Origin of the sequence: Parabacteroides massiliensis, assembly GCF_900155425.1 — a bacterium.
GTDB lineage: Bacteria > Bacteroidota > Bacteroidia > Bacteroidales > Tannerellaceae > Parabacteroides > Parabacteroides massiliensis.
In genome coordinates, this window is record NZ_LT700190.1 from 297,747 (window position 1) to 323,553 (window position 25,807).

Below are 25,807 nucleotides of genomic sequence, written 5' to 3' on the forward strand. Positions count from 1 at the left end.
TTTGTCATCCCAATAGACAACACACATAAAAATGTGTATAACTGATATATGAAAATATTAACAGAAAGAGAAAAGAAAATCCTTATTAATCATGCCAAAAAGCAAGAATTAAGACGGATTATATCAAAGAAAAAAAAGAAAAACAAAAGGCGTTACCTTCAAGGGAAATCAAAAGAAGAACGTCAGAAATATATTTTAGAAAATCGATTTAAAGATTATTCTAAAATAAAGGCTCCTTCGAACTTTTCACTAATCGAAAACACAGAAGAATCACTAAAATTCATAGCAAAAATCGAAAAATGCTTAAAGAATCGAAGTAAGGTATTTGTCAATTTAACAGATGTAGAAACAATAGCTCATGGGGCTATTGTCGTCCTCTTATCAATAATGACTAAATTCAAATACAATCATATTGATTTTAATGGAAATTTCCCTAAAAATAAGAATGCAAATAAAGCATTGGTTGATTCTGGTTTTTTTGATCAGTTGTATAAAAGAAATATAAGCAATGAACCTAATTATGCGTTTTGCAGGAACAAAGTCCTAACTCATGCAGGAAAAGTAGTAGACTCTAGTCTAGCAGATCAAATTATTTCAGAAATATCCAATTTAATATGGGGTAAGCAAAGAAGATGTTTGGGGGTTCAAAGAGTTTTTCTTGAACTCATGCAAAACACAAATAATCATGCTTCTTTTGATTCAAAGGGCTTACATCATTGGTGGACAACTGTACAATATGATGAAAAGTTAAAGAAAGCATACTTTTCATTTATAGATTATGGCGTTGGCATAATTAATAGCTTACGTAATGATGAACATGGTAAGTTTTATAATATTATACCAAAGATCCGTGAATTATTCAATCCGCAAAATAATGCAGAAATGCTCTCTCTGCTACTTAAGGGAGAAATTCATAAGACATCAACAGGTAAGTATTATAGAGGTAAGGGTCTTCCATGCTTATTTAAAGCGTGTGAAGACAACAAGATTGCAAACGTTGTTGTTATAGCAAACGATGCTAAAGTTGAATACACAGCAGGTACAAATGTCAAATTAAACAATTCGTTTGCTGGAACATTTATCCATTGGGAATTGAATTTTAACAATGTAAACATAAATTATGAATAAAGATATTATAATAAAAATCGCGACAGATTTCAGTCGTATTCCGGGTGCTCGTTATCCTGAAGAAGGAGATTATTCCGGTCAAGAATTTAGACAAAATGTTCTACATCCTGCACTGAAAAAAGCAATAGAAATGAATGTAAAGCTAATTGTTGACTTAGACGGCACTGCTGGTTTAGGTACATCTTTTTTGGAAGAATCTTTCGGAGGTCTAATTAGGAGAGACCATATAAATTACAATATTCTCAAACAAACACTTATTATAATTTCAGACGAAGATCCTGATTATAAAGAAGAAGTAGATAATTATATTGAAGATGCCTATGAAAAAGAACAAAATCATTAACATAATTATCTATATTATAATATTCAGTATTGGATGTTGTTGTGGTAAACTGATTGATTGGGGATATTTTGTTTTAAACAAGGAAATATCTATAATAGATGCAATATCGCTATTTTTAACCATAGGTTGTGCAATTTATATATCAAAAGTTCTAGAGAAAGAAGTACAAGATGTTCGAATAGAAAAAGAGATGTTTATTTCTCAGGTAGAAAACACCGAATCTCCACTAGTCGAACTTGGAAATAAATTGAATAGTACAACCTATACAGAGGTGATAAGCTTATATTCAAAATCCAATATAACACGCCATAAGTTATTTAAGAAAATAGATTCTTTCAAAAAATCTGAATTTAAAGTGGATGACATTAAAGAAGTTTTAGATACAAACTACAAACGATTAAAACCTTTACTTACTGACACATCTGTTATGTCTAAATCACCTCCTGACATTGAAGTTAAAAGAGGTAAAATCACATATAGTCCAGAAAGAATCGTTGAAATTCAAGAGAATTTACAAACAATTCAAGACGAGTTTTTCAAACTCAAAATAATAATAAATAGAGCTTAAAAAATCTTTTAATTACATATTCGATTTATATACTAATATCAACTGTTCAATAACACGATTTAACTTTTGGAGATACAAACAAAAACTTCTACTCATTATAGAATTAGATAACTGAACCTATGTATAATAGATTCCGTTATCTAATTTTTAGTCTACTCCATTGATTCCCGAATAATACGCAAAGTTTCTTTCTTATACTCCTTGCGGTCATATTCAAATCCTCTACACATCCAACAACTACAGGGAGTACCTGTAGTTTTCATTTGTCTTTTGCCAACTCAAACCAATGAGGATGTTCATAATAGTTTCCATCCTCACGGATAACACAATGCCCATAAGCGGCATATAGAATCATACGAGCCTTAAACACACGAGCCATTTGTTGGCATCTCCACAATTTGTTTCTTTTGTCCATCGTCTTTTTCTATTAAAATTAGGATGAACAATGATGTTATTGGGGTGAGATTTAATATATCCATAGCATTGTGTATTTTTACCATTTTATAGCTTTTGTGAAAGCCTCGCAAGCCGTTCCTTCAACAATTCGCCATACTTTTCTTTTAATTCATCACTTAGGAAAGAGCTTTGAATGACAGTCTCAAACTTGGGCAATAGTTTGATATACTTATTTATCAGCCGTTCTACAATCACATTCTCTATACCCAACGTAGCTGCTGACCTGATAAAATCTTCTCTTTGAAGCTTTTTCTTCCGACCATTCAAGGTTAATGCCAACTCTTCGTCATCTTTAGGATTGATGATAGCCGCATTTAACAAATCGTAAGCAGGGGTCAAACGTATCATATCTGCCACCTCATACAAAGAGAAGTTTTTCAAGTGCATGTCGTTATTTCCTGTCAACCAAGAGAAAAGCACCAACTCAAAGAAATTGGTAACATCCATTTTAGGTAAAGACGAGTATTTTAAAACAGCCTTGCCGATACGTTCATAGCTACTCTTGTATTTATGCTCTGTTTGCCTTTCGGTCAGTTGACACATATCTTCCATCGCAATCTTCTCTCCGGCAGAAGTCCTGTCAATTCGACGGGTAAGATAGCATAGCGTATCATCTGCCATCCGCATCAGCGTATGAGGAACTACCTCAATACGAGCCACCTCTGCAAGGTGCATGGTTAAGTCCTCGACCTCAGGCATCATTTCATATTGCGAGGTCTGAGGCTTACAGATATAACCGCCCCATAGCCCGACAATAGTCAATCGTTTGCTTCCCTCATGCTCATTCAAATGCAAGGATAATTTCGGCTGAACACCAGTCAAAGATGTTTGGTCTTGGATGATTTGCAGAGCAAGCTGATCAAGTTGCTCTGTCGTATAATCAAGAACTGGTAATGTTGTTGTTCCGAAGAACTTCTTTATGCAAGCCGTATGCATATCCTTTTCCCCTTTTAAGAGCGGACGATAACAATATAAGCAATTACACATGGCTTCCCTCCTTTTCTTCCAAAGGAATAACACTTACTGCTCCGATACAATCTTTGCAGCATGTCAGCAACAACGCCATCCGGTCAAGAATACTGATGTCTGTATTCCGCAATGCAACATCCAACAACCATCCTTCAGGAATCAGACCGTCGAAAAATGGGAATAGCACAGGACTTGTATATGCTTCCTCCTGCAAAGGCAATGTCATGCTAACCGCCTTTGCCTTTTCAAGAGAAAGATATTCCGGCAAATAGCAGAACTCATATCCTGCATCGTTTTCTGTCAGAATCCCCGCCAATTGGTCTTTGTAAAATATATGGGCTTGTCTCATTGATTATCAATTTTAGAAGTTGCTACCATTTCATAATTGAAAAAGTCAAGGAGCTGATTCACTTTATCAAGACGCAGCGTTTCCTTTCCCTGTTCGAGGTCTCGCACAAAGCGCAATCCTACCCCCGACTTCAACGAAAGTTCTTCTTGCGTCAGGTTATACTGCTTTCGCAACAGCTTGACCGTAGTAGAGAGATTATTCATAAGCATTTAATTTTATACCTTTTCGGGTACAAAGTTAATATAAATATCTCACATTATACCACAAGGGGTATAATTTATTTCATTGTCAGCATTATTATATCAGATAAGGTATAATATAGTAAGATTCAAAACTACAAATTAAAGTACACAAGCACTACTCTACACTTTTTCAAGCGAATAATTCAGTTTCGCTACACTTTTTCCAACGAATCAAATATTTCATTGCACCAGACTAATAAAAATTCCACCGCAAACCACAGAAATTCCAAGAAAACCACTACCTTTGTATTCAACAAGCGTTCTGTAACATACCTGCGGAAATGCCCTATCATTCAACACCTTGTATCTGATAGTGGACATTCCATAAAAGAGCTGAAAAGAAGCGGTACAACACGTATATGCAAAGCAATGAAATACAACGGTTTGCATTTGTCCCTACATTCTGTGTATTTGTCAAAACAGAGGTTGTACCGATTAAAATGAATGGTCACTGATAATCAGTGATGTAAATATGCTGCATCGACAAAGATAATAAATTCAAGTTTATATGAGCAGAAAAATCACTTTTCTCACCCTGTTTCTGTGGCTGATGACGGTAACTTTTCCTGTCATTGCGCAGCAGAAAGCAGACACGACCTACACCTTCCGGTTCGTTCCGCAGAAGGACATGTTCTACGTGCCTTGGAATGGCAATGACACGGAACTTGCCCGTCTGCTGGAATGCATCGAGCGCAACAGAACGGACATTCTTGACGGCAGGCTGCCGCTGCTGGTTGACGGCTACTGCAACTCGCTGGGCAGTGAAACCGAGAACCTTGCCACGGCGAAGATCCGTGCCAACCGTGTGAAATCCGAACTGATTATCCGTGCGGAAATCAAGGAAGAAAACTTTATCACCCGCAACCATGCGACAGAGGGAGACTTTGTCACTGTGCGCCTGACGGTACCGGTCAAGGAAACAGCCGTGACGGATGCGGAAGCGGAAGCACGACGCAAGGCGGAAGCCGAACGACTGGAAGCCGAGAAGCGTGCCGAACAGGAACGACTTACCGAAGAGCAGCGCAAGGCGGAAGAAGCCCGACTTGCCGCTGAAAAGGCAGAAGCCGAGAAAGCCGCTCAACAAAATACACTTGCCGACACGCCGTCGGAAACCAAAATCACAACTGATTATCATCTCTCCCTGCGTGCCAACCTGCTGCGCTGGGCTACCCTGACACCCGACCTTGGCGTGGAATGGCGCATCTGCCCATCGTGGGGCATTGCCGTAAACGGCTCGTGGACTTCTTGGAGTTGGAATGACAAGGACCGCCGCTATGCACTCTGGGAAGTGGCTCCGGAAGTGCGTTACTATATGGGTGAGAAGAAAGCCTGGTATCTGGGCGCGCTGTTCAAGGCCGGACAGTTCAACTACAAGCTCTCCGAAACAGGCAAACAGGGCGACCTGATGGGTGGCGGCATCACCGCCGGCCACCAGCTGCGGCTGAACAAGGCACTGGCTCTTGATTTCAACCTCGGTCTGGGCTACCTGAATGCCGACTATGAGAAATATGAGGTCATCGACGGCGTGCGTGTACGCCACGGCAACGAGACAAAAGATTGGTGGGGCCCCATCAATGCCGGTGTGACATTGGTATGGAAGTTATTCTAACACGGAGGAATAGAATATGAAAGCAAAACAATATATAAATATGATGGGAATGGCAGCCGCCGTGCTGCTCTCTTCCTGCGTGAAGGACACGCTTTATGACACGCCGCACCCCGACTACGGGAAGATTGCGGTAACAGCCGACTGGTCGGCCCGCGGTGAGGGTATCGACATACCTGCCACATGGACGGTCACCATGGGCGACTATACGGGTACGGAGACTTCCGCCACCCATGCCCCCGACCATCTGTTTGCTCCGGGCAGCTACACCCTTGCGGTGTGGAACCCGGCTGAAGGAATCACGGTGAACGGCACCACAGCCACCATTGCCGCAGCCACGGGAACCCGGGCAGGCACGGATGCCTTTGTGAACAATGCCCCGGGATGGTTCTTCACCTATACGGAACAGGTGACCATCGAGAAAGACAAGAACTATCCGCTGACCGCTACAATGAAGCAGCAGGTGCGCGAGCTGACGCTTGTCGTCGAACCGACGGGTGATGCCGCTGGACGCATCACGGAGATTGTTGCCCATCTGACGGGTGCAGCCCGAACACTCAATTTCGCTACTGATACCTACGGAGCCGCTTCGAACGTCGTGCTGCCCTTCACCAAGATAACCGAAGGTGACGATGCTGGCAAGTGGAAAGCCACGGTGCGGCTACTGGGTGTGACAGGCACGGAACAACTGCTGACGGGTGAAATCCGCTATGCGGACGGCAACCCGACCCCCACGATGCTGAAAAGCGACCTCACGGAAGTCCTCAAGGAGTTCAATACCAGAAAGGGCGCATCGCTGACCCTCGGCGGAACGCTGGTTGAGACTCCCGAAGGCATGGAAGTGGACGGAGCCGAAATCAACGGCTGGGAAGAAGTGAAAGGTGATGATGTAAATGCCGATTTGTAACTAATATAATGACAGATATAATGAAGACAAGATTTTTTGCACTTGCGACGCTCGTCCTCGCACTGGCAGCCTGCAACAACGACAACGAGAACCTGAACGGTGACCCAGTGGCCGCCCAGTTTACCGCCGACATCGCCCTCGCCACCCGCGCCAGCGGAACCACCTGGACTGGCGGCGACCGTATCGGCATCACCGACATCGGCAACGATTCCCAGTACGGCAACGTGCCTTTCATCCTGAAAAACGGGAAATTTGAGGCAGAAGGAAAGGTTATCTATATCGAAGATGCAAAGACCCATACTTTCCGCGCCTACTATCCGTACAACGCGGCGGGAGGCATCCTCACAGCCACGACCGATGCCACGGCGCAGCAAAACCAGCCTGCCATCGACTTCCTCTTTGCTTCAGGAGCCACGGGAGACAAAAACAACCCGGTAGTAAGCTTCACCGACAAAACCGCCAAAGGCGGTGAAGACAACTCCTTCCACCACCGCATGAGCCAGATAACCCTTACCTTCGAGGCGGGCGACGGCGTGAATTTCAGCGTGGTCAAGCCTGAACGTTACACGCTGGACGGATTGTTACTCACCGGTACGTTCAACACGGCCGACGGTATTGCCACCGCAGACAACGGAGTACAGACCGGAGAACTGACCATGAATCTGGCAGACGGCAATCTCACGTCATCGATCATCCTCTTCCCGCAGACAGTTGCATCCCTGCCGTTGGTTGTGAATTACAAAGGTCAGGAATATCATGCCACACTCACCATGCCCGATGGCGCACTGCTGGCGGGCAACAACTATACCTATACCGTCAAGGTACGCAACAAAGTCCTTGAAGTCAGCGAAGCCACCATTGCAAAGTGGAACGATATAGACGGTGGAGATGTGGGTGCTGACCTGTAGTATGTTAATAATTAATCGATTAGAATGAAGAATTATGAGACATAGATTATTTATCCCCGCAGCCACCGCACTGCTGTTCGCCCTCACCGCCTGCACGCAGGACGAACTTGCTGGCGATAACCGTCTGCCCGAAGGTGAATACCCCGTCGTCATCCGTGCCACCGGATTGTCCGTAGAAGCAACGCCGCTGGCAGCCCCTTCCACCCGTGCCTCTGTGGACGGCGACTGGCAGGGCGTCACTTCCGTGGCACTCAAGATGGGCGATGCGGTAAAGGAATACACCGTAACGGCTTCTACCGATTTCAAGAGTGCCACGCTTTCACGCGAGAACGACCCGTACTACTGGACCAGCCGCGACCCGATTACCGTATCGGCATGGTGCCCCTTCGACAAGGCTGACATCACACAGATGCCTGCCGTGAAGGTGGCAGAAGACCAAAGCAAACTGGCTGACTTCCAAAACAGCGATTTCATCTCTGCTGAGAACCGGAAGGTGGAATTTAACAACCCGACTCTTGAATTTACCCACCGCACGGCACGCGTGACAATCGAACTGAAGCCCGGCACGGGATTCACGAGCGTCGCTGGTGCCACGGTGAGCCTCGTGAGCCTGTCTGCCGATAACGGCAACCCGACCGCCATCAAGACTTACAACGCAAGCGGCAACACCTACGAGGCACTGACCGCCCCGCAGACCGTTGCGGCAGGCAAGCAGTTCGTCAAGGTGGAACTCGGCGGCGGCACCTTCTACTTCCGTCCACAGAACAACGTCGTATTAGAAGCGGGCAACCGCTATAAATATACCGTTAAGGTGAACGCCACTGGCCTGACGCTGGAGGGTTGCACCATCGGCAGCTGGGCTGACGGCGGCGGCGAGAGCGGCACAGCCGAGGATTTGGGCTACATCTACGACAGCAACACCAAGACCTACACGGTCTATAACGCCGACGGCCTGCTGGCATGGAACGAAGCCTCACAAAAAGATGAATCGATAAATTGCACCCTCGCCGCTGACATCGACCTGACGGGTAAGGAATGGACACGGTCAGGCATATTTGCATTCTACTCCGGCGTCTTTAATGGGCAGGGACACCGCATTACAGGATTTAACTCTTCAGCAATGAATAATACTGGATTTTTGGGTTCACTCTTAAGTGAACGTGGAGTGATAAAGAACCTACAACTCATAGATGTGAATCTGTATGGCAGTAGTGGAAATACTGCTGGAATAGTGGGCCGAAATCATGGCCAAATCATTGCCTGCTCTGTGACGGGAAAAATTTCTGCATCATATGGTGGAACTTGTGGTATAGCCGAATCAAATTATGGCGATATCATCGCTTGCTGGTTCGACGGCACATTGAAAGAGTCTAACAATGGAGCTATAGTGCGTTATAACTACGCTGATATAACTTCCTGTTATTGGGGAGGCAATGCCGGGCAAGGAGTATTCCGTATTGAAGGAGGAACGGTAGATGCCACGAAGGTGGACGGCGCGACCGTGAAATGGCAGACAGCCGTCGACGGCATGAACACCGCCCTCACCGCTGGCGACTACCAGTGGATACTCGGCACCGACGGTCTGCCCGTATTACAAAAGAGACAATAACGAACCCTAAACGACACGCATCATGAAACGAGCAACCATCCATACATCCGCAGCCATCGCCCTGCTGCTCGGCCTTGCCGCCTGCACGCAGGACGAACTTGCCGACGATAACCGTCTGCCCGAAGGAGAATACCCCGTAGTCATCCGTGCCACCGGACTGTCCGTAGAGGCAACGCCGCAGGCAGCCCCATCAACCCGTGCCACCGTGGACGGCGACTGGCAGGGCGTCACTTCCGTGGCACTCAAGACGGGCGATGCGGTAAAGGAATACACCGTAACGGCTTCTACCGATTTCAAGAGTGCCACACTCTCACGCGAGAACGACCCGCACTACTGGACCAGCCGCGACCCGATTACCGTATCGGCATGGTGGCCCTTCGATAATGCCGACATCACACAGATGCCTGCCGTGAAGGTGGCCGAAGACCAGAGCAAATTGGCTGACTTTCAGAACAGCGACTTCATCTCTGCCGAAAACCAGACGGTGAAATTTGACGACCCGACACTTGAATTTACCCACCGCACGGCACGCGTGGCAATCGATCTGAAGCCCGGCACGGGATTCACGAGCGTCGCCGGTGCCACGGTGAGCCTCGTAAGCCTGTCTGCCGATAACGGCAACCCGACCGCCATCAAGACCTACAACGCAAGCGGCAACACCTACGAGGCACTGACCGCTCCGCAGACCGTTGTGGCAGGCAAGCCGTTCATCAGGGTGGAACTCGGCAGCGGCACTTTCTACTTCCGGCCGCAGAACAACGTCGTGTTGGCAGCAGGCAGTCGCTATAAATATACCGTTAAGGTGAACGCCACTGGCCTGACATTAGATGGCTGCACTATCGGTGACTGGGCTGACGGTGGCAGCGAGAGCGGTGAGGCTGAGGATTTGGGTTATTCTATACAGAACGACGGCAGTTACACGGTCTATAACGCCGACGGCTTGCTGGCATGGAACAAAGCCGTACAAAAAGATGAATCAATAAATTGCACCCTCACCGCCGACATCGACCTGACGGGTAGGGAATGGACACGGATAGGCACATGGCCAGGTTACTCCGGCATCTTTAATGGGCAGGGACACCGCATTACGGGATTAAACTTTTCAGCAGCGACTACTGAACTTTTTGGGTTATTAAATGAACGTGGAGTGATAAAGAACTTACAACTCATAGATGTGAATCTGTATGGCAATAGTGGATCAGCAGCTGGAATAGTGGAGCAAAATAATGGCCAAATCATTGCCTGCTCTGTGACGGGAAAAATTTCTGCATATGGTAGAACTTGTGGTATAGCCGATTTAAATTATGGCAGAATCACCGCTTGCTGGTTCGACGGCACATTGAAAGAGTATGAATCCGGAGCTATAGTGCGTTATAACTACAAAATTATAACTTCCTGTTATTGGGGAGGCAATGTCGGGCAAGGAGTATTCCGTGATCATGGAGAAAAGGTAGATGCCACGAAGGTGGACGGCGCGACAGTGAAATGGCAGACAGCCGTCGACGGCATGAACACCGCCCTCACCGCTGGCGACTACCAGTGGGTACTCGGCACCGACGGTCTGCCCGTATTGCAAAAGAAACAATAACGAACCCTAAACAACACGCATCATGAAACGAACAATCATCCATACATCTGCAGCCATAGCCCTGCTGCTCGGCATTGCCGCCTGCACGCAGGACGAAGCGGGCTTCCTGCAGGAAGGGGCGGAAGGCACACCCATCGTCTTTACCGCCACGGGGCTGAACCCCGCTGCGACAGCCATCGCCAATACCCGTTCCACCGTGGACGGCGACTGGGAGGGTGTGCAGAGCGTGGCAGTCCTGATGGACGGCACGGTGAAGGCATACGACGTGACGCTCACCACCGCCGACCCCGCCAGCGCCACGCTGACCTCCACCGACCCGCACTACTGGACCAACCGCAAAGACATCACCGTCACAGCGTGGTGGCCCTACACCGCTGGCGAGACAACCCCTTCTGCTGTGAAGGTAAAAGCCAACCAAAGTGCCCGGAAAGACTTCGAGGGCAGCGACCTCATCGTAGCCGACGGACAGACGGTGACCTATGGTAGCCCCACGCTCCGCTTCACCCACCGCACGGCGCGGGTAACCATCGTTCTGACGGACTACACCGAGGGGCTGGCATCTGTGCGGCTGACGGGTCTCTCCACCGAAGGCGGCAACCCGGCCGAAATCACCCCGTATGACAAGGGTAGCAACACCTACACCGCCCTCGTAGCCCCACAAAGTGTGGTAGCTGGCACGGCCTTCATTACCTGCACCTTCACTAACGGCAAGACCTTCGTCTATAAGATGAAGAATGCTACCGACTGGCAGGCGGGCGGTGAATATACCTACACAGTCTCCCTCACTGCGGCAAAAGACCCGGGATATACCATAGAGGGCAACGGCAGCTACACCGTGACATCCGCCGATGGCCTGATGCATGTAGCCGATTTAGTGAACGGAGGTAAGACCGACATTAACATTACCCTCGACAAAAACATTGACTTGACGGGCAAAGGCTGGACGCCGATAGGCACAAGCTTCGATAACTCATACAAAGGCACTTTCGACGGCGGCGGCCATACCATCACGGGGCTGGCCGTTACGACAAATGACCAATTTGTGGATCTGTTCGGCTATCTCAATAGAGCTGGTACGGTGAAGAACGTGGTGATGGAAGGCATACAGATAACAAGCAATCACGGGTCGAGCCAGGCCGGTGGCGTGGTAGGATTTAGTCGGGGCACTATTGAAAACTGCTCGGTGTCGGGCAGCGTCAGCGGCACGGTGTACGTCGGCGGTGTGGTGGGGGCTCAATGGGGCGGTTCCATCACCGGATGCAGTTCCTCGGCCACAGTGAAGGGAACGGTCGATGTCGGCGGCGTGGCAGGTCAGACGAATTCGAATGCCACCATGACCGCTTGCTATGCCACGGGCAACGTGACCTTAGAAATAGCCCCCATAAATAATATCGATGTCGGCGGTGCGGTGGGATTCAACGGAGGAAGCCGCATCCTTGCCTGCTATGCCACGGGCAACGTAACCAGTACAGGTAGTAGCACCGTCAATGTGTATATCGGCGGCTTTTGTGGATATAACTCCACCACCGTGACCGCCTGCTACTGGAAGAATAATAAGGAACAAGGCATCGGCTACAATAAGGTAGGCACCGACACCGAAGTCACGAAGGTAGACGGCACTGACGTTACCTGGCAGAAAGCCGTCGATGCCATGAACACCGCCTTGCAGAACGCAGGTTCAGAGTGGCGTTACGAACTCACCGGAGCATTGCCCACCTTGAGGAAGCAGTAAACGTCGGGCGGAAAAAGTTCCGCCCGCAACGGAAAGAACCGAAGTATAACCCCAATAAAGAAAGGAGGACGTGATGGAACACACGGAGAATCCACCATATAGGTTTTGACATCAAGGCATTGTCAATAATAATATAGACTCCAGTGTAAATATGGAAGCTGTAAGCCGGACATTGTCAAGATTGGTGCTCATTAAAGACAACAAATCAAGTAATTAAATTAAAAACATGGGACTTTTTCACAGAGGCAAGAAAAATAATGACGATGAGCCGGACAGTGTTCAAACCAATTCATTCTCTGATATTATGAATGGTTTGCAATACGCCGTAAACTGTGCACAAGATACATTGCAGAATCATCAGATACAAAATCTGACCAGACTTTTTGAAGGAACAAATGCAAATAACGCAAATACGTTCCAATCGAAAAAAAATCATGGTTGGAGACAAGACTATTGATATTCCACTTATAGCCTTGATATCCCATCATTATCTTGCAATGGATAATGTGCAGATAAAGTTCAAGGCGAAGGTCGGAAGCGTGGAATCACAGATCCCGGAAAACAACTTGCTGTTATCCAGTCCGCACAGAGCCAATCTCCAGATGCAGATGAGCAACATAAAACCGGATGCGGATGATGTCATGGAGGTTTGCGTCAATTTTAAGGTTCAGGAGACTCCGGAGAGTATTTCCCGAATCATTGACGATTTTGTAAAAAACATCTAATAACTTTAAAATTCAAATGTTATAGCAGAAGAAATATTAAACCAAGGGCAACAAGAAAATGCGGAAAACTTGAATGAAAATGTAAGCGGACAGGCGAAAGAAATTATCTCCGCTGCATTGGAAGAGACTCAAAACAGAGAAACTTCTCCAGTTCTTAAAGCAGATTCAAACGTGACTGACAAATTCAAGGGGCTTCCCATGCGGGAACTTATTGCAGCTCCACTTATTGCAGCAGCCGAAGCACAACAGGAATTGGCAGCGACAGCATGGAATTTCTACAAGCAAATTGCTTTTGATGACGACGGTAAAACAGCTCGTGTATTGGAATTCGATATTAAAAGACCGATACAGCAGGATGGAGTAATGACAACAATGCCACAAAGTGTCAAGGCTCCGTTTATAGGATTGGTGCCTATTCCTTCTCTGCTTATAGACCGCGTGGATGTAGATTTCCAGATGGAGGTTACTGATACCTCAAATGTAAAAAGCACTATTAATGCCAAAGTAGAAACAAAAGTTTCCGGGAAGAGTTGGTTAATAAGCGCAGAAATCAGCGGCAAAGTAACGACCGCCCGTGAGAACACCCGCATGACCAACCAAACGGCAAAATACCAGATACATGTTTCGGCCAGCCAGCAACCACAGACCGAAGGTCTGTCAAAACTGATGGATATAATGGCTTCCTGTATCGAGCCTATAAATACAGAAAGCAGTAAATAGAGTATAAACATATAGAACGGGATGGATAAAGTCCCGTTCTTATAATTCATACAAAAATGCCGATATTACCGAGTTTAAGAATTAACCCTGTAGCGACTATCAATAGTTCAAATATCTTTGAAACTTTTTCCTAATATAAGAATATTAGTATCTTTGTTTATTGAAGAGTTGTCTCTTGAGTCTGAGATTGTAAAATACTGAATTTAGCACAATCTCCAAATCGTTACCTGAAATTTTTCTAAACTTCCATAAGTGTTTATCTTTCATATAAATCAGTTAATCTGACAAAAATTTAAAATAAAATGGCGAGAAAACCACAAATTCGCTTAAATTATTAAAATCATTTAAGAACCATGAAAACAATCGCTTTACAAAAGCAAAAAAAACGGACCGATTATCAAACCGATCCGTACCAATCAAACCAAAAACTAAATAGCCAGTATCACAAACTGAATATAGAAATTCACATGAAAAATTCTGTTACTCTTCGGTAAGAGTCTCTATATCATCGTCAAAACACGAACGTTTTTTGCATCCTAGCCAAGATGCCACCATCTTACTACATATGTAATCATTATACTTGCGCACACTATAATTAAAATAGTTCCGCTTGTCTTCAATGCGTTTCTCCAACCCTTTCAGTTGCTCCTGAAAAACGAAAAGACCATAGTCCTCTTTTAAAGCCGGAATTTTCGCTGCTTCGAACAGTAGATATCCTAAAGCGTAGCGTACCGAATCCTGAACATTCAGGTAAGCCTCCAACATTTCGGGCGTAGGATTATCCATTGATGCTTGCACCTTGGAAGCCCTGTCATGAACTGCCAAAGCAGTCTGCAAAACATCCTTTTCTTGTGGAATCTCGCTTCCCACCATATCGACCAAATTTAAGATCATATCGTTACGGTATTGGTACTGCCTGTCCATATTGATCCATGCGGTTCTGACCGAGTTGTCCTTTTCTTTCAGCATGCCATGATCCGAAAGCTTCGATATAAAGAATAAGAAACAGGTGAACTACCGCTAAACTAAAGATTTAGCGGCTTCAGAGATACCAATACCTCCTCTCTTTTCCTGCTTCTTCCTGCCATTGCTTTTTAGGACACGAGGTCGGTCATCCACAAGAGGACAGTCCACAGGCTTGACTTTCCCACGCTCCGTGGGTAGGGCTTTCAAGCCAAATTCCTTTATGTTGCAAGCTGCATTGAAGTCCCGGTCGTGGTGCGTACCACATTTGGGGCAAATCCAACTGCGCTCGTTTAATTTCAATCCTTTATACACATGGCCGCATTTGCCACAGGTCTTTGAGCTTGGGGCAAAGCGTCCTGTCTTAATGAGGTTTACCCCATACCAGCTGCATTTGTATTCAAGCAGCGTGAGGAACATCCCGAAAGACGCATCACCTACGGCTTGTGCCAAGTGGTGGTTACGCTGCATTCCTTTCACATTCAAATCCTCCATGCAGATGGTACGCACTTGGCTGTCGTGCGTAAGCGCATGGGTAATTTTGTGAAGGTTATCCTTACGGCTGTTGGCTATGTATTCCTGCAATCTGGCCACTCTAATGCGAGCCTTGTTGCGGTTTGAAGAACCTTTCTGTTTGCGGCTCAACCGCTTTTGCAACAGTTTCAGGCGGCCAAGGCTTTTCTGCAGGTTCTTCGGGTTGTCAAACGTGCGTCCGTCAGAACATACGGCGAGCGATTTGATACCCAGGTCAATACCCAAAGCCGTATCAACCTGTACGGGGATTGCCGGGAGTTCCTGAATGGCCGTATCAACCAATACTGACGCAAAGTATTTGCCTGAAGGTGTCATACTGACGGTAACGGTCTTTATCGTCCCATTGAAGTTACGATGCAGTACGGCAGGAATATCTTTCGCCTTTGGGATTGTGATTGTTTCTTTCTCAAAATCCACACGGCAATGCTGTGGACAAAGGAAGCTCTGCCTATCCTTGCGGGATTTGAAGCGTGGAAAGCCGACCGCCTTGGTATTACGGAAAAAGTTGGTGTAGGCGGTATCGAGATTGCGCAAAGCGCTCTGCAAGGATTGTGAGTTTACTTCCGAAAGCCATTCATGCTCCGCTTTCAGCTCACTCTTCATCAGATTGGTCAGATATACGTTGCCAAGCGTTTCCTTACGCTCCTTGTATGCCGTGATTTTCAGATTCAACGCCCAATTATAGACAAAACGACAACAGCCAAAAGTCTTTGCAAACAAAACCTTTTGCTCATCTGTCGGATAGATTCTATATTTGTAGGCTCGTAACATACTGCAAATCTAACGATTTCAAACGAAACAATGATACAGAAAGAATACATTTCAAAGAACCACTCGAAATTTCTCATCAAGTACCACATGATACCGGTATGCTAATACAGAAAGAAGTTACTAATTGGAGCAGTGGAATATGACATGAAGCAAATCATGCAGAACATATCAAACTTGTCCTATTTTGATATTGAGGTCATTGAAACGGACAAAGACCATATACACATGATGATATGCAGTGAACCAAAACTATCTCCGCTGCAAATTGTAAGAAGACTCAAGCAAATGTCAACAACCGCCACTTGGAAGAAGCATGAAAATTACCTTAGACATATATTTTACAGGGAAAACACATTTTGGGCAGATGGTTACTTTGTGTCATCAGTCCAAAATGTCAGTCAGGAAACTATCAAGAAGTATATTGAAAACCAAGGATAGCTGCGCTATCCCGCATTTTTCATCCCATAAACTGAAGATTTAGGAGTTTTCAAATGCGAAGTTCTATAAAAAAGCCCCACGCTAAAATTCCTTTCATAATATTACCCATTTGATTTATCAATAACGTTTAGTTTCAATACCATTCTCGTAAACCGCACGAAGCAGTTTGATAGAAGACTGTTCCACGATCGTGCTGTAAAGAGTCTCGGACAGTCTGTTCGCATAGATAGTACGTCCTGTACGGTCTATGATAGTCAACTGCTTTATCTTTACAGGAGCTTCGATATGGATCATGCCGTCCTTCATATACAGACTCAACTCGGAGACTGCAGAGTTTATAATCGGAGAACCATAATAGGTGGTCGGTTTTGTTTCTACGATGCGGGTATTCTCACGAACCAACTTGGCAAAAGCATCCTCTGTCACTTCCTTTTTTTCTTCTTTCTTTTCAGGTACAGACAATACCGGAGTCCGGCTACCTTCATTGGTGACCACCGCCGGTTTTGCCTTTTGAGCAGGAGCTTCCTTCACCGGTTCTTTATCCTTTTTCTTTCCTTCTTTCTTCTTTTCTGACTTTGGCTCTGCTACAGGTGTTTCTTTCACAGTCGGGGACTTAACAGTATCCGTTTTCGCCTCTTTAAAGTTGTCCTGTGCAAGGAGCAGTGTTGAATCCGGTTTTGCCTCAGTTCCGGGATTTTCTTCTTCCACCTTTTGCGTTACAGTAGGTCGGATACGTTCTTCCTCCTTCCCTCTCTCATACAATTTCTGGGAAGCGTCTGTCATCAAGTAACCACGGAATTTCTTCCAGTTAGAAGAACGGGTGTAAAGTTTGAGTGAGCGCTCATGTACTACAACAGACAGCGGATGAATGAAATCGTCAAACGCCTTATCTGCCAGCATGGGCGGTATAATGGTCCGCATATTGATGGTATTCAAAGACCGGCAACCGACAAATGCGGACTTGTCGATAGACTTCACCAATGTCGGGATATCTATCTTCTGCAATGATTCACAATTGAAGAAAGCCCCTTCAGGGATAAACAACAGTTCCTCATTTTTGGGATCAATCTCTATTCTCTGTAAGGACTTACATCCCCAGAACACTTTCAATCCCAATTTATTCAGTGCAGCACTTAACTGGATAGATGGGATAGATGCACATTCATAGAAAGCATAGTCATCAAGCAACGAAGCTTCGTTAAATTCGTCTCCGTTTATAACCAGACGGCCACAACCCTTGAAGGCTGACTTCCCTACCGTATATATTTTATTACGCATGACGATTCGTTCCAGTTTGAACATGTCTGTAAACGCATTGTCATCAATATATGAGATATTACCTGGAAGCACTATTCGTTCCAGGCAGCCTTGAAGCTTTTCAAACAAATAACTCGGGAAATGCCCTTCCTTGGCGATTGAGTTGTCAAACACAGCCTCTGACAAATCAAGTTCGGCAACATGAAGCTCATTATTGATGAACTTAATGTCCTGCTTGTTCAACGCACCCTTTAATTTGAGGAACTTTATCCGCTCAAGCGATTCTCCTTGAAATTGGTTATGCAATATTCCAGCCTTTGAAACAGTCTTCACTGAGACACCGCTTTGAGCAAAGGCCGAAAGGGAGAAAGCGAAGAAAGCGGATGCCAAGTAATACTTCATATTCATAAGTTAATGTTTTGATTATGACGCAAAAATACAACATTTCAGTTAATAGAAAAAATTGTCAACGAAAAAATAACTGATTAACATAGAAAAACATACAATTCCTATATATATAAGGTATAGCAAACGTGTAAAACACGGGAAGGGCACTAAAAAATACCATAACCCTCTATAAATCCAGCCATAAGATTGGATTAAGCCCGATATTTTCATAACTTGCACCATATTTCAAGCCAAAGGTTTGAGACCAAGCAATAATATGGCAAGTACAGAACCAAATACCCACTCAGAGGATAGTTCAAGCAAGACCACGATCTCGCTGCAGGACTATCTTAACCGCCTAGACAATAAAGGGCAGTTCGTTATACCGGATTATCAGAGAGGCTATGTGTGGGGTCAACGGAAGAAAAACGAAAAGGAGGACTCTGTCACATACCTTATAAGTACCCTGGCCCAATCCTATCAGGAAAACAAAGAAATATTTCTCCAAGGTATTACCGTCCATGAAGTTGAATATACAAAAGAGATCGTACTCGTGGACGGTCAACAGCGGACCACGTTCTTCTATCTGCTTCTCAAGTATCTGGGATACGACGGATACTTGCAAATCAGGTATGAAATCCGGCGTCAGTCCAATGACTACCTGAAGAATCTGTCACTGGACGATATTGCCAGAGATGATGACGAACCCTATCAAGATATATTCTTCTTTAAGAGGACATTAAGAATCTTTGGGCGCGAGCTGAAAGATACAGGCAAGAAGTCCTTCTTAGATTATATACTGAAGAATGTCAAGTTCCTCTATGTTGTCATACCCGAAGAACAGGCCAAGATTGTATTCACCATGATGAACGGCAACAAGGCCAAGATGACGAATGAAGAGCTTATCAAGGCAGAGTTGCTCCGCTGTGCATCCTTAAAGCATGAGTACATCAATGAGGCAGAGCATTCGGCATTACGCAGCCGGCTTGCCCGTGAATGGGACAGTTGGCTGTATTGGTGGAACGACGATCGTGTGAAGACATTCTTCCGGACCGGAGGCAGACAGTTGGGATGGCTCCTACCCCTTATACGCGGGAACAACAAAGTCGGTTTCCGGGAGTTCCGGGAAAAGATTCTCACCGAGCAATCCATGAAACAGGCTAAAGCCGTGTTCAAGAAAATGCGCTTGCTGCAGAAAAGCATAGAAGATACCTATAACGACTCGATATCCTACAATTATATAGGTGTCATTATGTATATTCGAAACAGTTCGGAAGAACGATTTGCATTCTTACGCTGGTATTTCAATCTAAACAGCCGGGAGAACCACAGTCACACCCGGTCTGAGTTGAAACGCTACTATGACTGGTCTATCATTGGCGTGAACCATGAGGACATCGTTTCAAATGATATATCCAAGTACACAGAAGCCAGAGACCGGTTTCTGAATGAGCTGAGTGATGATCTGTTGTTCCGGAATTTTTATGAAACGGCATACAGGTGGCTTATTCGTCAGAACATCCGTCAGGACAATCTTCACAACAGCCGGAAATTCAATTTTGAGATAGAGCGTGACCGTTCGCTGGAACACGTCTATCCAAAATCCAAAATAGGACATAGGAGTGAAGAAGGAATCGCTCTTGACTGGGGAGACAACAGACTTGACACACAAAAAGAAAAAGAGATCAAATTATGGCGCGAAGAGATGAAATGGAAGTCAGAAGGACAGGAATACTCCGGATCAGAACATTGCATCGGGAACCTTCTATTGTTATACAGGCGGGACAACTCCAAGTTCAATGACGCAGATTTTGATACAAAGAATAAGTATTTCTTCACGGATCAAGACGATGACGCATTCAAAAGCAGGCATCTTATCCATACGACAATGGCATTCTCCGACACCAAATGGAAAGATGGTGATTCATCATGGAACAAAGAGCAGATTCCTATGAGAAAGAAAAAAGAAATAGAAGAGTTCAAAAAAGAATATCCGGAATTAAAAAACTAAGATAGTAGTATGGCACAATTAGAGAGTGGAAAGCCGCATTCATTAAAGGAAATATTCTGTGGCGAAAATGATAAGATTATAGTCCCGGATTTGCAGCGCGACTATTGTTGGGGTGATCATATTCCTTCCAATTCAACCGAAACACTGGTAAGTTCATTTATGGACAGTTTGTTGAAATTAGACCGGTCCAGGGACATTACCATGGGACTCATATACGGTTATTATGACAAGGAACTGACACCCAACCATCTCCAGTTATGTGATGGACAGCAAAGACTCACCACCCTGTTCTTGATCCTCGGTGTTTTGAACAGAAAAGCCGGTGATGACCGGTACAAAGATATCCTTATTTCCAATTTTGAGTTGGAGGAAGATGACAAAGAGCCCCATTTGCTATACGGCATCCGGGAAAGCTCGCTCTATTTCCTAAGCGACCTGACGATATATTATTTCCTAAACAGCAACCTGTCTTTATCAGACCTGGACAAACAGCCCTGGTTCCTGAACTCATACAACAACGACCCCACCATTATAAGCATTAAATGCGCCATTGAGACCATCGAGGCAAAGTTAGCTTCCAATGATGACAATGAAAAACCGGACATCTACAGTTTTGGAGATTTCTTGATTGAGCGTTTGAAGTTCTTGTTCTACGACATGAACAACAGACTAAACGGAGAAGAGACATTTGTGGTCATAAACACTACCGGCGAGCCGCTGACAGCGAACCAGAATCTAAAACCGCTGATCATCAAGGAGAATGAGAGCTATACAAGAGAAGAACAGACAGAGAACGGTCAAGCAATCATTCATACCACCGCTGAAGATTGGGAAACGATGGAAACCTGGTTCTGGCAGAAGCGTCACAGAAACGACTCTGACACATCCACCGAAGGCATGCTTGCCTTCTTCCATTGCGTCCGCATCCTTGAGAACGATACTGAAGAAGGGTGGCATAAACATATGGAAACAGAAAACGATGATTTCCCGTTGACCATACCAATGGAAAGAATTTGGGAATGGTTCTATTCCTATAAACGGCTCTATGAACTCAACTACAAAAGGCTTACCACTCCTAATATACGATATCCGGAATCAAGAAAACACTATACTCAAAAAGATCTGTATGCCTTACTCCCATCCATGGAGTATTGCAGGAAATATCCCGATGCTACCGAACAGGAGATCCAGCGAATATATCATCTGTTCAGTAATATGAGCAGATACAGAGATACCAACCGTTCATCTCAGAAAGAGTCTTTAAGAGTTCCGGCGTTCAGGGCTTACCGGCTCATAAGGGAAACAGAGTGTAGGGATGTCCTATCGCTGTTGGGAAATCAGGACTTCAATGTGGAAGAAGAACGGCAAAAAATGATATTCATACAGCGCAACTCCCCCACCCCAGAATTACGTATGGAAATAGAAGAACTGTTTGCCAAAGCCGAAAGTTTTCCAATCTATAAGGGGCGAATAGCCACACTTGTCAGCTGGAGCGAAGATTCTCTTGACAGGTTACGATACCTATATGGAAAGATAAAAGAATGGTGGATTGACTGTGACAACCAAAACAGAGTACGTCAGGCTCTTCTTGCAAATAAAACGTCTGGCTACCCGGCAGCCAGAACCAATTCCAACCGTACCTTGTGTACAGACGAAGAATGGAGCCAACTTTTCGAGCGGCAAGGAGAGCACATCGTCAAGTTGCTCGATGAAGGAAACCTAGATACGATTATTGAGAAGTACAAGGACCCAACATCCCCTTATTTTCCTTTGATTAATGATATTTCGTATCTGAATTTTGCTCAAAAGCAAAATATCAGAATACTTCCCCAAGAAGTTATAGAGCTGATGGAGAAAAAAACAGGAAGCGGAAACTACATTATCTTCCATAAATGCGAAGTGTTTAGAAAGAATACAATTAACTCAGATAATTGGACTGGACTAAATGTTTGGCCCGATCGTGATGGGAATGTTACTTATTTCTACACCCAAAGCATCAAGTACAATCTTACACTGGATATGAGAATCGATTGGAACGGATACAGGATAATAGCCCATTTGGATAGGGAACCGGCCAAAAAGTCGCTGGATACAACTATACTGAAAGAACAAGGATTCATTCAAGAAAAAGGAATTTGGTCATTCCCTTACCTGACCGACCCCATAGAGGCGAAGCACAAGTATATTGACATCACAAAAGCGATTGAAGCCACCCTATAGCAGGGATAGACTATACAAAGCTTAAACCAACCGGCCTCTCCTGCCCCATTATAGGAAAATGAAATATCCGATTGTGGGTGCAGAAGATATTTAACTGCTAAAAATATTTATTTAGTGCTTTGTAATCGCTTGTCGTTCTGTTCCAATGCCTGCTTATATTTTATCACCTTTCATCCATCTGATTTTAGGAATGGCAAATAAAAGAAAAAACAGAAGCCAGGAAAACATTCCGGCAAATCACCCCAGAGGTGGAGCGTATAAAAAAATGCCGATACCATCGTGAGGACACGGCAGTATCGGCAAGAACAAAAGCGATGGTATATCTCGCGACTAGCGCACCCTCACCTTATATGTATGGTCACCAACACGAACGATGTAGACGCCGCTCGTCAGATCGGTGTAGCGCTCCGTGCCCTCTTGCTCGCGGGTGTAGAGCGTCGTGCCGAAGAGACTGACGATCGTCACTCGTGCCCGGGCAGCGGTGCGGACAACCACCGTGCCGGATTCGGTATAGACTTGCGTACCGGTGATCACGTCGATGCCGGTTGGGGCCATCGGACGGACTGAGGCACGGACGTAAGCATCGCTATAGACCCAGGATAGACGATAGCTGCCGTCGGCAGCGGGTTTGAGCGGGCTCCAGGATAAGTAAGGGCTCTTGCGGTACTCTACCAGTAGCGTGGCGGGGTCGTAGCCCTCGGCTACGGTGGCGGTGAAGACGAAAGTGCCGCCCGCCTCGATGTAGTCGCTCTCGGCCTCGAGGCAGACGCTGTCGTTCGGCTCGAAGTGAAGGGTGACGTAGGAAGGCTCCGGTTCGGGCTCAGGATCAGGATTCGGGGTTTCCTTCTGCTGGAAGGTGGCCGTTACCGTTACGTCTGAGGCAGGCATTACGAAGGTGCATCCGTTGTTCACTACCTCTGTCGGAGTAGCGTTGGTTACAGTCAATGTTCCTTCCACATACTCGTAGCCCTCAGCTGGGAAGATCGTTAGGGTGATCTCTTCGCCAGCGGGGGCCTTGTCCATGTTTGCCGTTACTGAACCGCCCGGCATAGTTGGGATCGTGATAACATATTCGATCTGTTTAAAGGTGGCCGTTACCGTTACGTCCTCAGCGGGCATCTTGAAGGTGTATTGGTTGTCCGTTACCTCAGTCGGAGTGGCGTTGGTTACGGTCAATGTCCCTTCCACATACTCGTAACCTTCAGCAGGGAAGATCGTTAGGGTGATCTCTTCGCCAGCGGGGGCTTTGTCCATATTTGCCGTTACTGACCCGCCCGTCATAGTTGGTATCGTAATGGTATACAGCTGTTTGTAATCGGCTGTGATGGTCACGTCGCTAATTTTGACGTTATATGGCAATTCCTCACTCCACACCAACTGATAACCAGGAATCTGAATCTGGTTCAACTCACTCTCGGTCAAGTTCACCAGTTGATTGGTATTCCCATATTTAAAGATGGACTTGGTTGCGGGTTGATTTGCGGCAGAGGGGTACTCGAAGGTGACTTTGTACACTGCCTCGCCACCCAACACGGGGAACAAGTTACCATCAGCACCCAACTTCTGTCCCCAAGGAAAAGCCCCCTCCGGCGCAGGCTTCTGCTTGAGTTCCCACGCTACCTCGCCGCTGTGGAACTGGGCTTCGGTTTTGTCGGTCGTTCCATCAGAAAGACCGGCACCTACTCCTTTGAGATCGTCCTTCTTCAAATAGAAACAGTTCGTGTTCGAACCTTCCTCGAATAACTCGCCTACGATACCGCCAATAGTGGTATTCCCTCTATCCATAACATCTCCCGTATTATAACAGGAGTAAATTTTGCCGTTATTGATCCCTACAATACCACCTACATAATCTCCATTCTTAGCTGTTCCTCCATTATAACAAGAATGGATATCACCTTTATTGTAACCTACGATTCCTCCAACAACACCTCCATAATCAACAATTCCTGTATTATAACAAGAGTAAATTTTGCCGTCATTGCTCCCTGCAATACCACCATTATGGGCTTCTTCATCCCCGTGAATATAACTCTTTACAACACCGACGTTCCAGATCGTGCCATCAGAACCAAGATAACCGAAAAGGCCGACAGCGCCATTACCATCCCTCACATAAATACCTCCCACAGTATATCCCTTACCATCGAATGTACCATTAAAACGATTCGGGTAACTCCCTATCGGCTCCCACATATTCAGTCCTTCTGTAGTCTCGTTCCACTGCTGCCATTTCTCCGTGTTATTCAGCTCGATATTTGCCCCCAACCTCAATGTCCAGTCTTTGAAATCAAGATTACTCACGTTGTTAGTCAACCAAGATACCCCACGCAACTGGGCGGCGGTGGTAATAGTGAATTCTTTCGGATTGGCATCTGGATTATACCAGTCTATATCCGTTTCATCAGGTAATATATAACCATATGTCTCCATATTCTTGCTCGGGAAATTATCGGGCAGTTTCGGAATCCAAACGAAGTTATCATTCATTGGTATATCATCAGGTTCCTGTATCAGCTGCCCTGCGTTACCGCAGATAAGCGTTTCTGTCTCATCACCATCCTTGTTCGTATAGTTAAAAGTGATGCCATATACCGCATTATTGCCGTCCTGTTTCGTGGGGTAGGCATCCGTGTCGCTGAGTTTTTGCCCCCAATCCATCCTATCTTGCCCTTGCCACGCATTCAGCAAGTAAGCTACCTCGCCGTTGTGGAAGGCAGCGGCGGGCTTAGGTGTCGTTCCGAGGACTTTATTTTCATTCCCTTTTACGCAACCATCCAAATAGTAACAGTTAGTGACTGTGCCGTTTTTATAATTGCCCACAATACCACCAGCAACCAAACTTCTCTCAACCGTTCCCGTGTAATAACAGGATTGGATCGTACCAGAACTCCCACCTACGATACCGCCAGCATTCGCCCCGCTGATATCGCTCTCCACAACACCGACGTTCCGGATCGTGCCAGCATCATAAAGTATACCGAAAAGGCCAGCATAGTCCTCGCTATCAACCTTAACCCCTTTCACGATATGCCCCTGGCCATCGAAAGTACCTTTAAAAGGAGAGCTAGGATTACCTATCGGTGTCCACTTATTCTTGGGCGCATTATTCATATTCCAGCTCTCCCAATTTTCCGTATTATTCAGCCCGATATTGTTCTTTAGTCGTACCTCCATGTTCTGAAAGCTCATGCCATCATCATTCACCTTCTTAGCGAACTGATACAGATGTCCGACCGTGTAGATTTCATAGATACCTTCGTCATTAGGCTTCCACTCATTCGAGTAGATACCCGAAACTACCTCTATTACCTCCGGCCCACCTATCGTGGGATAGGTAGCGCCATTCATGCCGCTGAGGTCTTGACCCCAAACA

General features: G+C 45.7%; 20 protein-coding genes and 2 pseudogenes. 14 read left to right on the plus strand and 8 right to left on the minus strand.

Features of this window, described 5'->3' with window-relative positions; translation table 11 throughout:
• Positions 1-48: 48 nt before the first annotated feature.
• The 3 genes from BQ9893_RS08410 to BQ9893_RS08420 are packed head-to-tail and all read left to right on the plus strand — an operon-like array spanning position 49 to position 2,039.
• Positions 49-1,128, plus strand: a complete 1,080-nt coding sequence (locus BQ9893_RS08410) for a hypothetical protein (RefSeq protein ID WP_005785664.1) — start codon at positions 49-51, stop codon at positions 1,126-1,128.
• On the plus strand, positions 1,121-1,471 hold the full coding sequence (locus BQ9893_RS08415; RefSeq protein WP_005785662.1) for an STAS-like domain-containing protein: 351 nt from the start codon (positions 1,121-1,123) through the stop codon (positions 1,469-1,471). Before BQ9893_RS08410 ends, BQ9893_RS08415 begins: the two co-directional genes overlap by 8 nt.
• Positions 1,449-2,039 carry a hypothetical protein gene (locus BQ9893_RS08420; RefSeq protein WP_022061992.1) on the plus strand — a complete coding sequence of 197 codons (591 nt, stop codon included), beginning with the start codon at positions 1,449-1,451 and terminating at the stop codon, positions 2,037-2,039. Before BQ9893_RS08415 ends, BQ9893_RS08420 begins: the two co-directional genes overlap by 23 nt.
• 152 nt (positions 2,040-2,191) lie before the next feature.
• Here the strand turns inward: BQ9893_RS08420 and BQ9893_RS22430 are convergent.
• From BQ9893_RS22430 to BQ9893_RS08435, 4 genes and pseudogenes are all read right to left on the minus strand, one after another.
• Positions 2,192-2,454, minus strand: a pseudogene (locus BQ9893_RS22430) (hypothetical protein).
• 86 nt (positions 2,455-2,540) lie between these two features.
• Positions 2,541-3,482, minus strand: coding sequence for a HipA domain-containing protein (locus BQ9893_RS08425; protein WP_172681601.1), 942 nt, complete (start codon positions 3,480-3,482; stop codon positions 2,541-2,543).
• On the minus strand, positions 3,475-3,813 hold the full coding sequence (locus BQ9893_RS08430) for a HipA N-terminal domain-containing protein (RefSeq protein ID WP_005785652.1): 339 nt from the start codon (positions 3,811-3,813) through the stop codon (positions 3,475-3,477). The genes BQ9893_RS08425 and BQ9893_RS08430 overlap by 8 nt, the downstream gene beginning before the upstream one ends.
• The gene (locus tag BQ9893_RS08435) at positions 3,810-4,016 is read right to left on the minus strand and encodes a helix-turn-helix transcriptional regulator (protein ID WP_005785650.1); all 207 of its coding nucleotides are present in this window, start codon (positions 4,014-4,016) and stop codon (positions 3,810-3,812) included. Before BQ9893_RS08435 ends, BQ9893_RS08430 begins: the two co-directional genes overlap by 4 nt.
• Before the next feature lie 547 nt (positions 4,017-4,563).
• On the opposite strand from BQ9893_RS08435, the gene BQ9893_RS08445 reads away from it, so the two are divergent.
• From BQ9893_RS08445 to BQ9893_RS08480, 8 genes are all read left to right on the plus strand, one after another.
• On the plus strand, positions 4,564-5,664 hold the full coding sequence (locus BQ9893_RS08445) for a DUF3575 domain-containing protein (RefSeq protein ID WP_075965647.1): 1,101 nt from the start codon (positions 4,564-4,566) through the stop codon (positions 5,662-5,664).
• Between the two features lie 16 nt (positions 5,665-5,680).
• Positions 5,681-6,568 (plus strand): FimB/Mfa2 family fimbrial subunit, encoded by an 888-nt coding sequence (locus BQ9893_RS08450; protein WP_075965648.1) that lies wholly within the window; start codon positions 5,681-5,683, stop codon positions 6,566-6,568.
• Between the two features lie 20 nt (positions 6,569-6,588).
• A complete protein-coding gene (locus BQ9893_RS08455) occupies positions 6,589-7,476 on the plus strand; it encodes a fimbrillin family protein (protein ID WP_075966086.1) in 888 nt (295 codons plus the stop codon).
• A gap of 34 nt (positions 7,477-7,510) precedes the next feature.
• The gene (locus BQ9893_RS08460) at positions 7,511-9,085 is read left to right on the plus strand and encodes a fimbrillin family protein (RefSeq protein ID WP_075965649.1); all 1,575 of its coding nucleotides are present in this window, start codon (positions 7,511-7,513) and stop codon (positions 9,083-9,085) included.
• 22 nt (positions 9,086-9,107) lie between these two features.
• Complete coding sequence (locus BQ9893_RS08465; protein ID WP_075965650.1) at positions 9,108-10,673, plus strand: fimbrillin family protein; 1,566 nt, start codon at positions 9,108-9,110, stop codon at positions 10,671-10,673.
• Between the two features lie 22 nt (positions 10,674-10,695).
• Entirely contained in the window at positions 10,696-12,405 is a 1,710-nt protein-coding gene (locus BQ9893_RS08470) for a fimbrillin family protein (protein ID WP_075965651.1), read from the plus strand.
• Positions 12,406-12,839: 434 nt separating this feature from the next.
• Complete coding sequence (locus BQ9893_RS22070; RefSeq protein ID WP_229075489.1) at positions 12,840-13,130, plus strand: DUF2589 domain-containing protein; 291 nt, start codon at positions 12,840-12,842, stop codon at positions 13,128-13,130.
• Positions 13,131-13,151: 21 nt separating this feature from the next.
• Complete coding sequence (locus tag BQ9893_RS08480; protein ID WP_075965652.1) at positions 13,152-13,850, plus strand: DUF2589 domain-containing protein; 699 nt, start codon at positions 13,152-13,154, stop codon at positions 13,848-13,850.
• 480 nt (positions 13,851-14,330) lie between these two features.
• On the opposite strand, the gene BQ9893_RS08485 is transcribed toward BQ9893_RS08480, so the two are convergent.
• The gene (locus BQ9893_RS08485; RefSeq protein ID WP_075965653.1) at positions 14,331-14,819 is read right to left on the minus strand and encodes a LemA family protein; all 489 of its coding nucleotides are present in this window, start codon (positions 14,817-14,819) and stop codon (positions 14,331-14,333) included.
• Between the two features lie 51 nt (positions 14,820-14,870).
• A complete protein-coding gene (locus BQ9893_RS08490; protein ID WP_081415413.1) occupies positions 14,871-16,118 on the minus strand; it encodes an RNA-guided endonuclease TnpB family protein in 1,248 nt (415 codons plus the stop codon).
• 30 nt (positions 16,119-16,148) lie between these two features.
• Between BQ9893_RS08490 and tnpA the strand changes: the two are divergent.
• Positions 16,149-16,556 (plus strand): annotated as a pseudogene (gene tnpA, locus BQ9893_RS08500) (IS200/IS605 family transposase).
• A 117-nt stretch (positions 16,557-16,673) separates the two neighbouring features.
• Here tnpA and BQ9893_RS08505 read toward each other — a convergent pair.
• Positions 16,674-18,221: a leucine-rich repeat domain-containing protein gene (locus BQ9893_RS08505; protein ID WP_075965654.1), complete on the minus strand. Its 1,548-nt coding sequence runs from the start codon at positions 18,219-18,221 to the stop codon at positions 16,674-16,676.
• A gap of 256 nt (positions 18,222-18,477) precedes the next feature.
• On the opposite strand from BQ9893_RS08505, the gene BQ9893_RS08510 reads away from it, so the two are divergent.
• Positions 18,478-20,211 carry a DUF262 domain-containing protein gene (locus BQ9893_RS08510; protein WP_075965655.1) on the plus strand — a complete coding sequence of 578 codons (1,734 nt, stop codon included), beginning with the start codon at positions 18,478-18,480 and terminating at the stop codon, positions 20,209-20,211.
• A gap of 9 nt (positions 20,212-20,220) precedes the next feature.
• Positions 20,221-22,431 (plus strand): DUF262 domain-containing protein, encoded by a 2,211-nt coding sequence (locus BQ9893_RS08515; RefSeq protein WP_075965656.1) that lies wholly within the window; start codon positions 20,221-20,223, stop codon positions 22,429-22,431.
• A gap of 330 nt (positions 22,432-22,761) precedes the next feature.
• On the opposite strand, the gene BQ9893_RS08520 is transcribed toward BQ9893_RS08515, so the two are convergent.
• Positions 22,762-25,782, minus strand: a complete 3,021-nt coding sequence (locus BQ9893_RS08520; RefSeq protein ID WP_122298819.1) for an InlB B-repeat-containing protein — start codon at positions 25,780-25,782, stop codon at positions 22,762-22,764.
• Between the last annotated feature and the right edge of the window lie 25 nt (positions 25,783-25,807).

Coding starts and splice junctions, on each gene's coding strand:
- BQ9893_RS08410 (WP_005785664.1), top strand. CDS start 49: ATGAAAATATTAACAGAAAGAGAAAAGAAAATCCTTATTAATCATGCC.
- BQ9893_RS08415 (WP_005785662.1), top strand. CDS start 1,121: ATGAATAAAGATATTATAATAAAAATCGCGACAGATTTCAGTCGTATT.
- BQ9893_RS08420 (WP_022061992.1), top strand. CDS start 1,449: ATGAAAAAGAACAAAATCATTAACATAATTATCTATATTATAATATTC.
- BQ9893_RS08425 (WP_172681601.1), bottom strand. CDS start 3,482: ATGTGTAATTGCTTATATTGTTATCGTCCGCTCTTAAAAGGGGAAAAG.
- BQ9893_RS08430 (WP_005785652.1), bottom strand. CDS start 3,813: ATGAGACAAGCCCATATATTTTACAAAGACCAATTGGCGGGGATTCTG.
- BQ9893_RS08435 (WP_005785650.1), bottom strand. CDS start 4,016: ATGAATAATCTCTCTACTACGGTCAAGCTGTTGCGAAAGCAGTATAAC.
- BQ9893_RS08445 (WP_075965647.1), top strand. CDS start 4,564: ATGAGCAGAAAAATCACTTTTCTCACCCTGTTTCTGTGGCTGATGACG.
- BQ9893_RS08450 (WP_075965648.1), top strand. CDS start 5,681: ATGAAAGCAAAACAATATATAAATATGATGGGAATGGCAGCCGCCGTG.
- BQ9893_RS08455 (WP_075966086.1), top strand. CDS start 6,589: ATGAAGACAAGATTTTTTGCACTTGCGACGCTCGTCCTCGCACTGGCA.
- BQ9893_RS08460 (WP_075965649.1), top strand. CDS start 7,511: ATGAGACATAGATTATTTATCCCCGCAGCCACCGCACTGCTGTTCGCC.
- BQ9893_RS08465 (WP_075965650.1), top strand. CDS start 9,108: ATGAAACGAGCAACCATCCATACATCCGCAGCCATCGCCCTGCTGCTC.
- BQ9893_RS08470 (WP_075965651.1), top strand. CDS start 10,696: ATGAAACGAACAATCATCCATACATCTGCAGCCATAGCCCTGCTGCTC.
- BQ9893_RS22070 (WP_229075489.1), top strand. CDS start 12,840: ATGGTTGGAGACAAGACTATTGATATTCCACTTATAGCCTTGATATCC.
- BQ9893_RS08485 (WP_075965653.1), bottom strand. CDS start 14,819: ATGCTGAAAGAAAAGGACAACTCGGTCAGAACCGCATGGATCAATATG.
- BQ9893_RS08490 (WP_081415413.1), bottom strand. CDS start 16,118: ATGTTACGAGCCTACAAATATAGAATCTATCCGACAGATGAGCAAAAG.
- BQ9893_RS08505 (WP_075965654.1), bottom strand. CDS start 18,221: ATGAATATGAAGTATTACTTGGCATCCGCTTTCTTCGCTTTCTCCCTT.
- BQ9893_RS08510 (WP_075965655.1), top strand. CDS start 18,478: ATGGCAAGTACAGAACCAAATACCCACTCAGAGGATAGTTCAAGCAAG.
- BQ9893_RS08515 (WP_075965656.1), top strand. CDS start 20,221: ATGGCACAATTAGAGAGTGGAAAGCCGCATTCATTAAAGGAAATATTC.
- BQ9893_RS08520 (WP_122298819.1), bottom strand. CDS start 25,782: ATGAATGGCGCTACCTATCCCACGATAGGTGGGCCGGAGGTAATAGAG.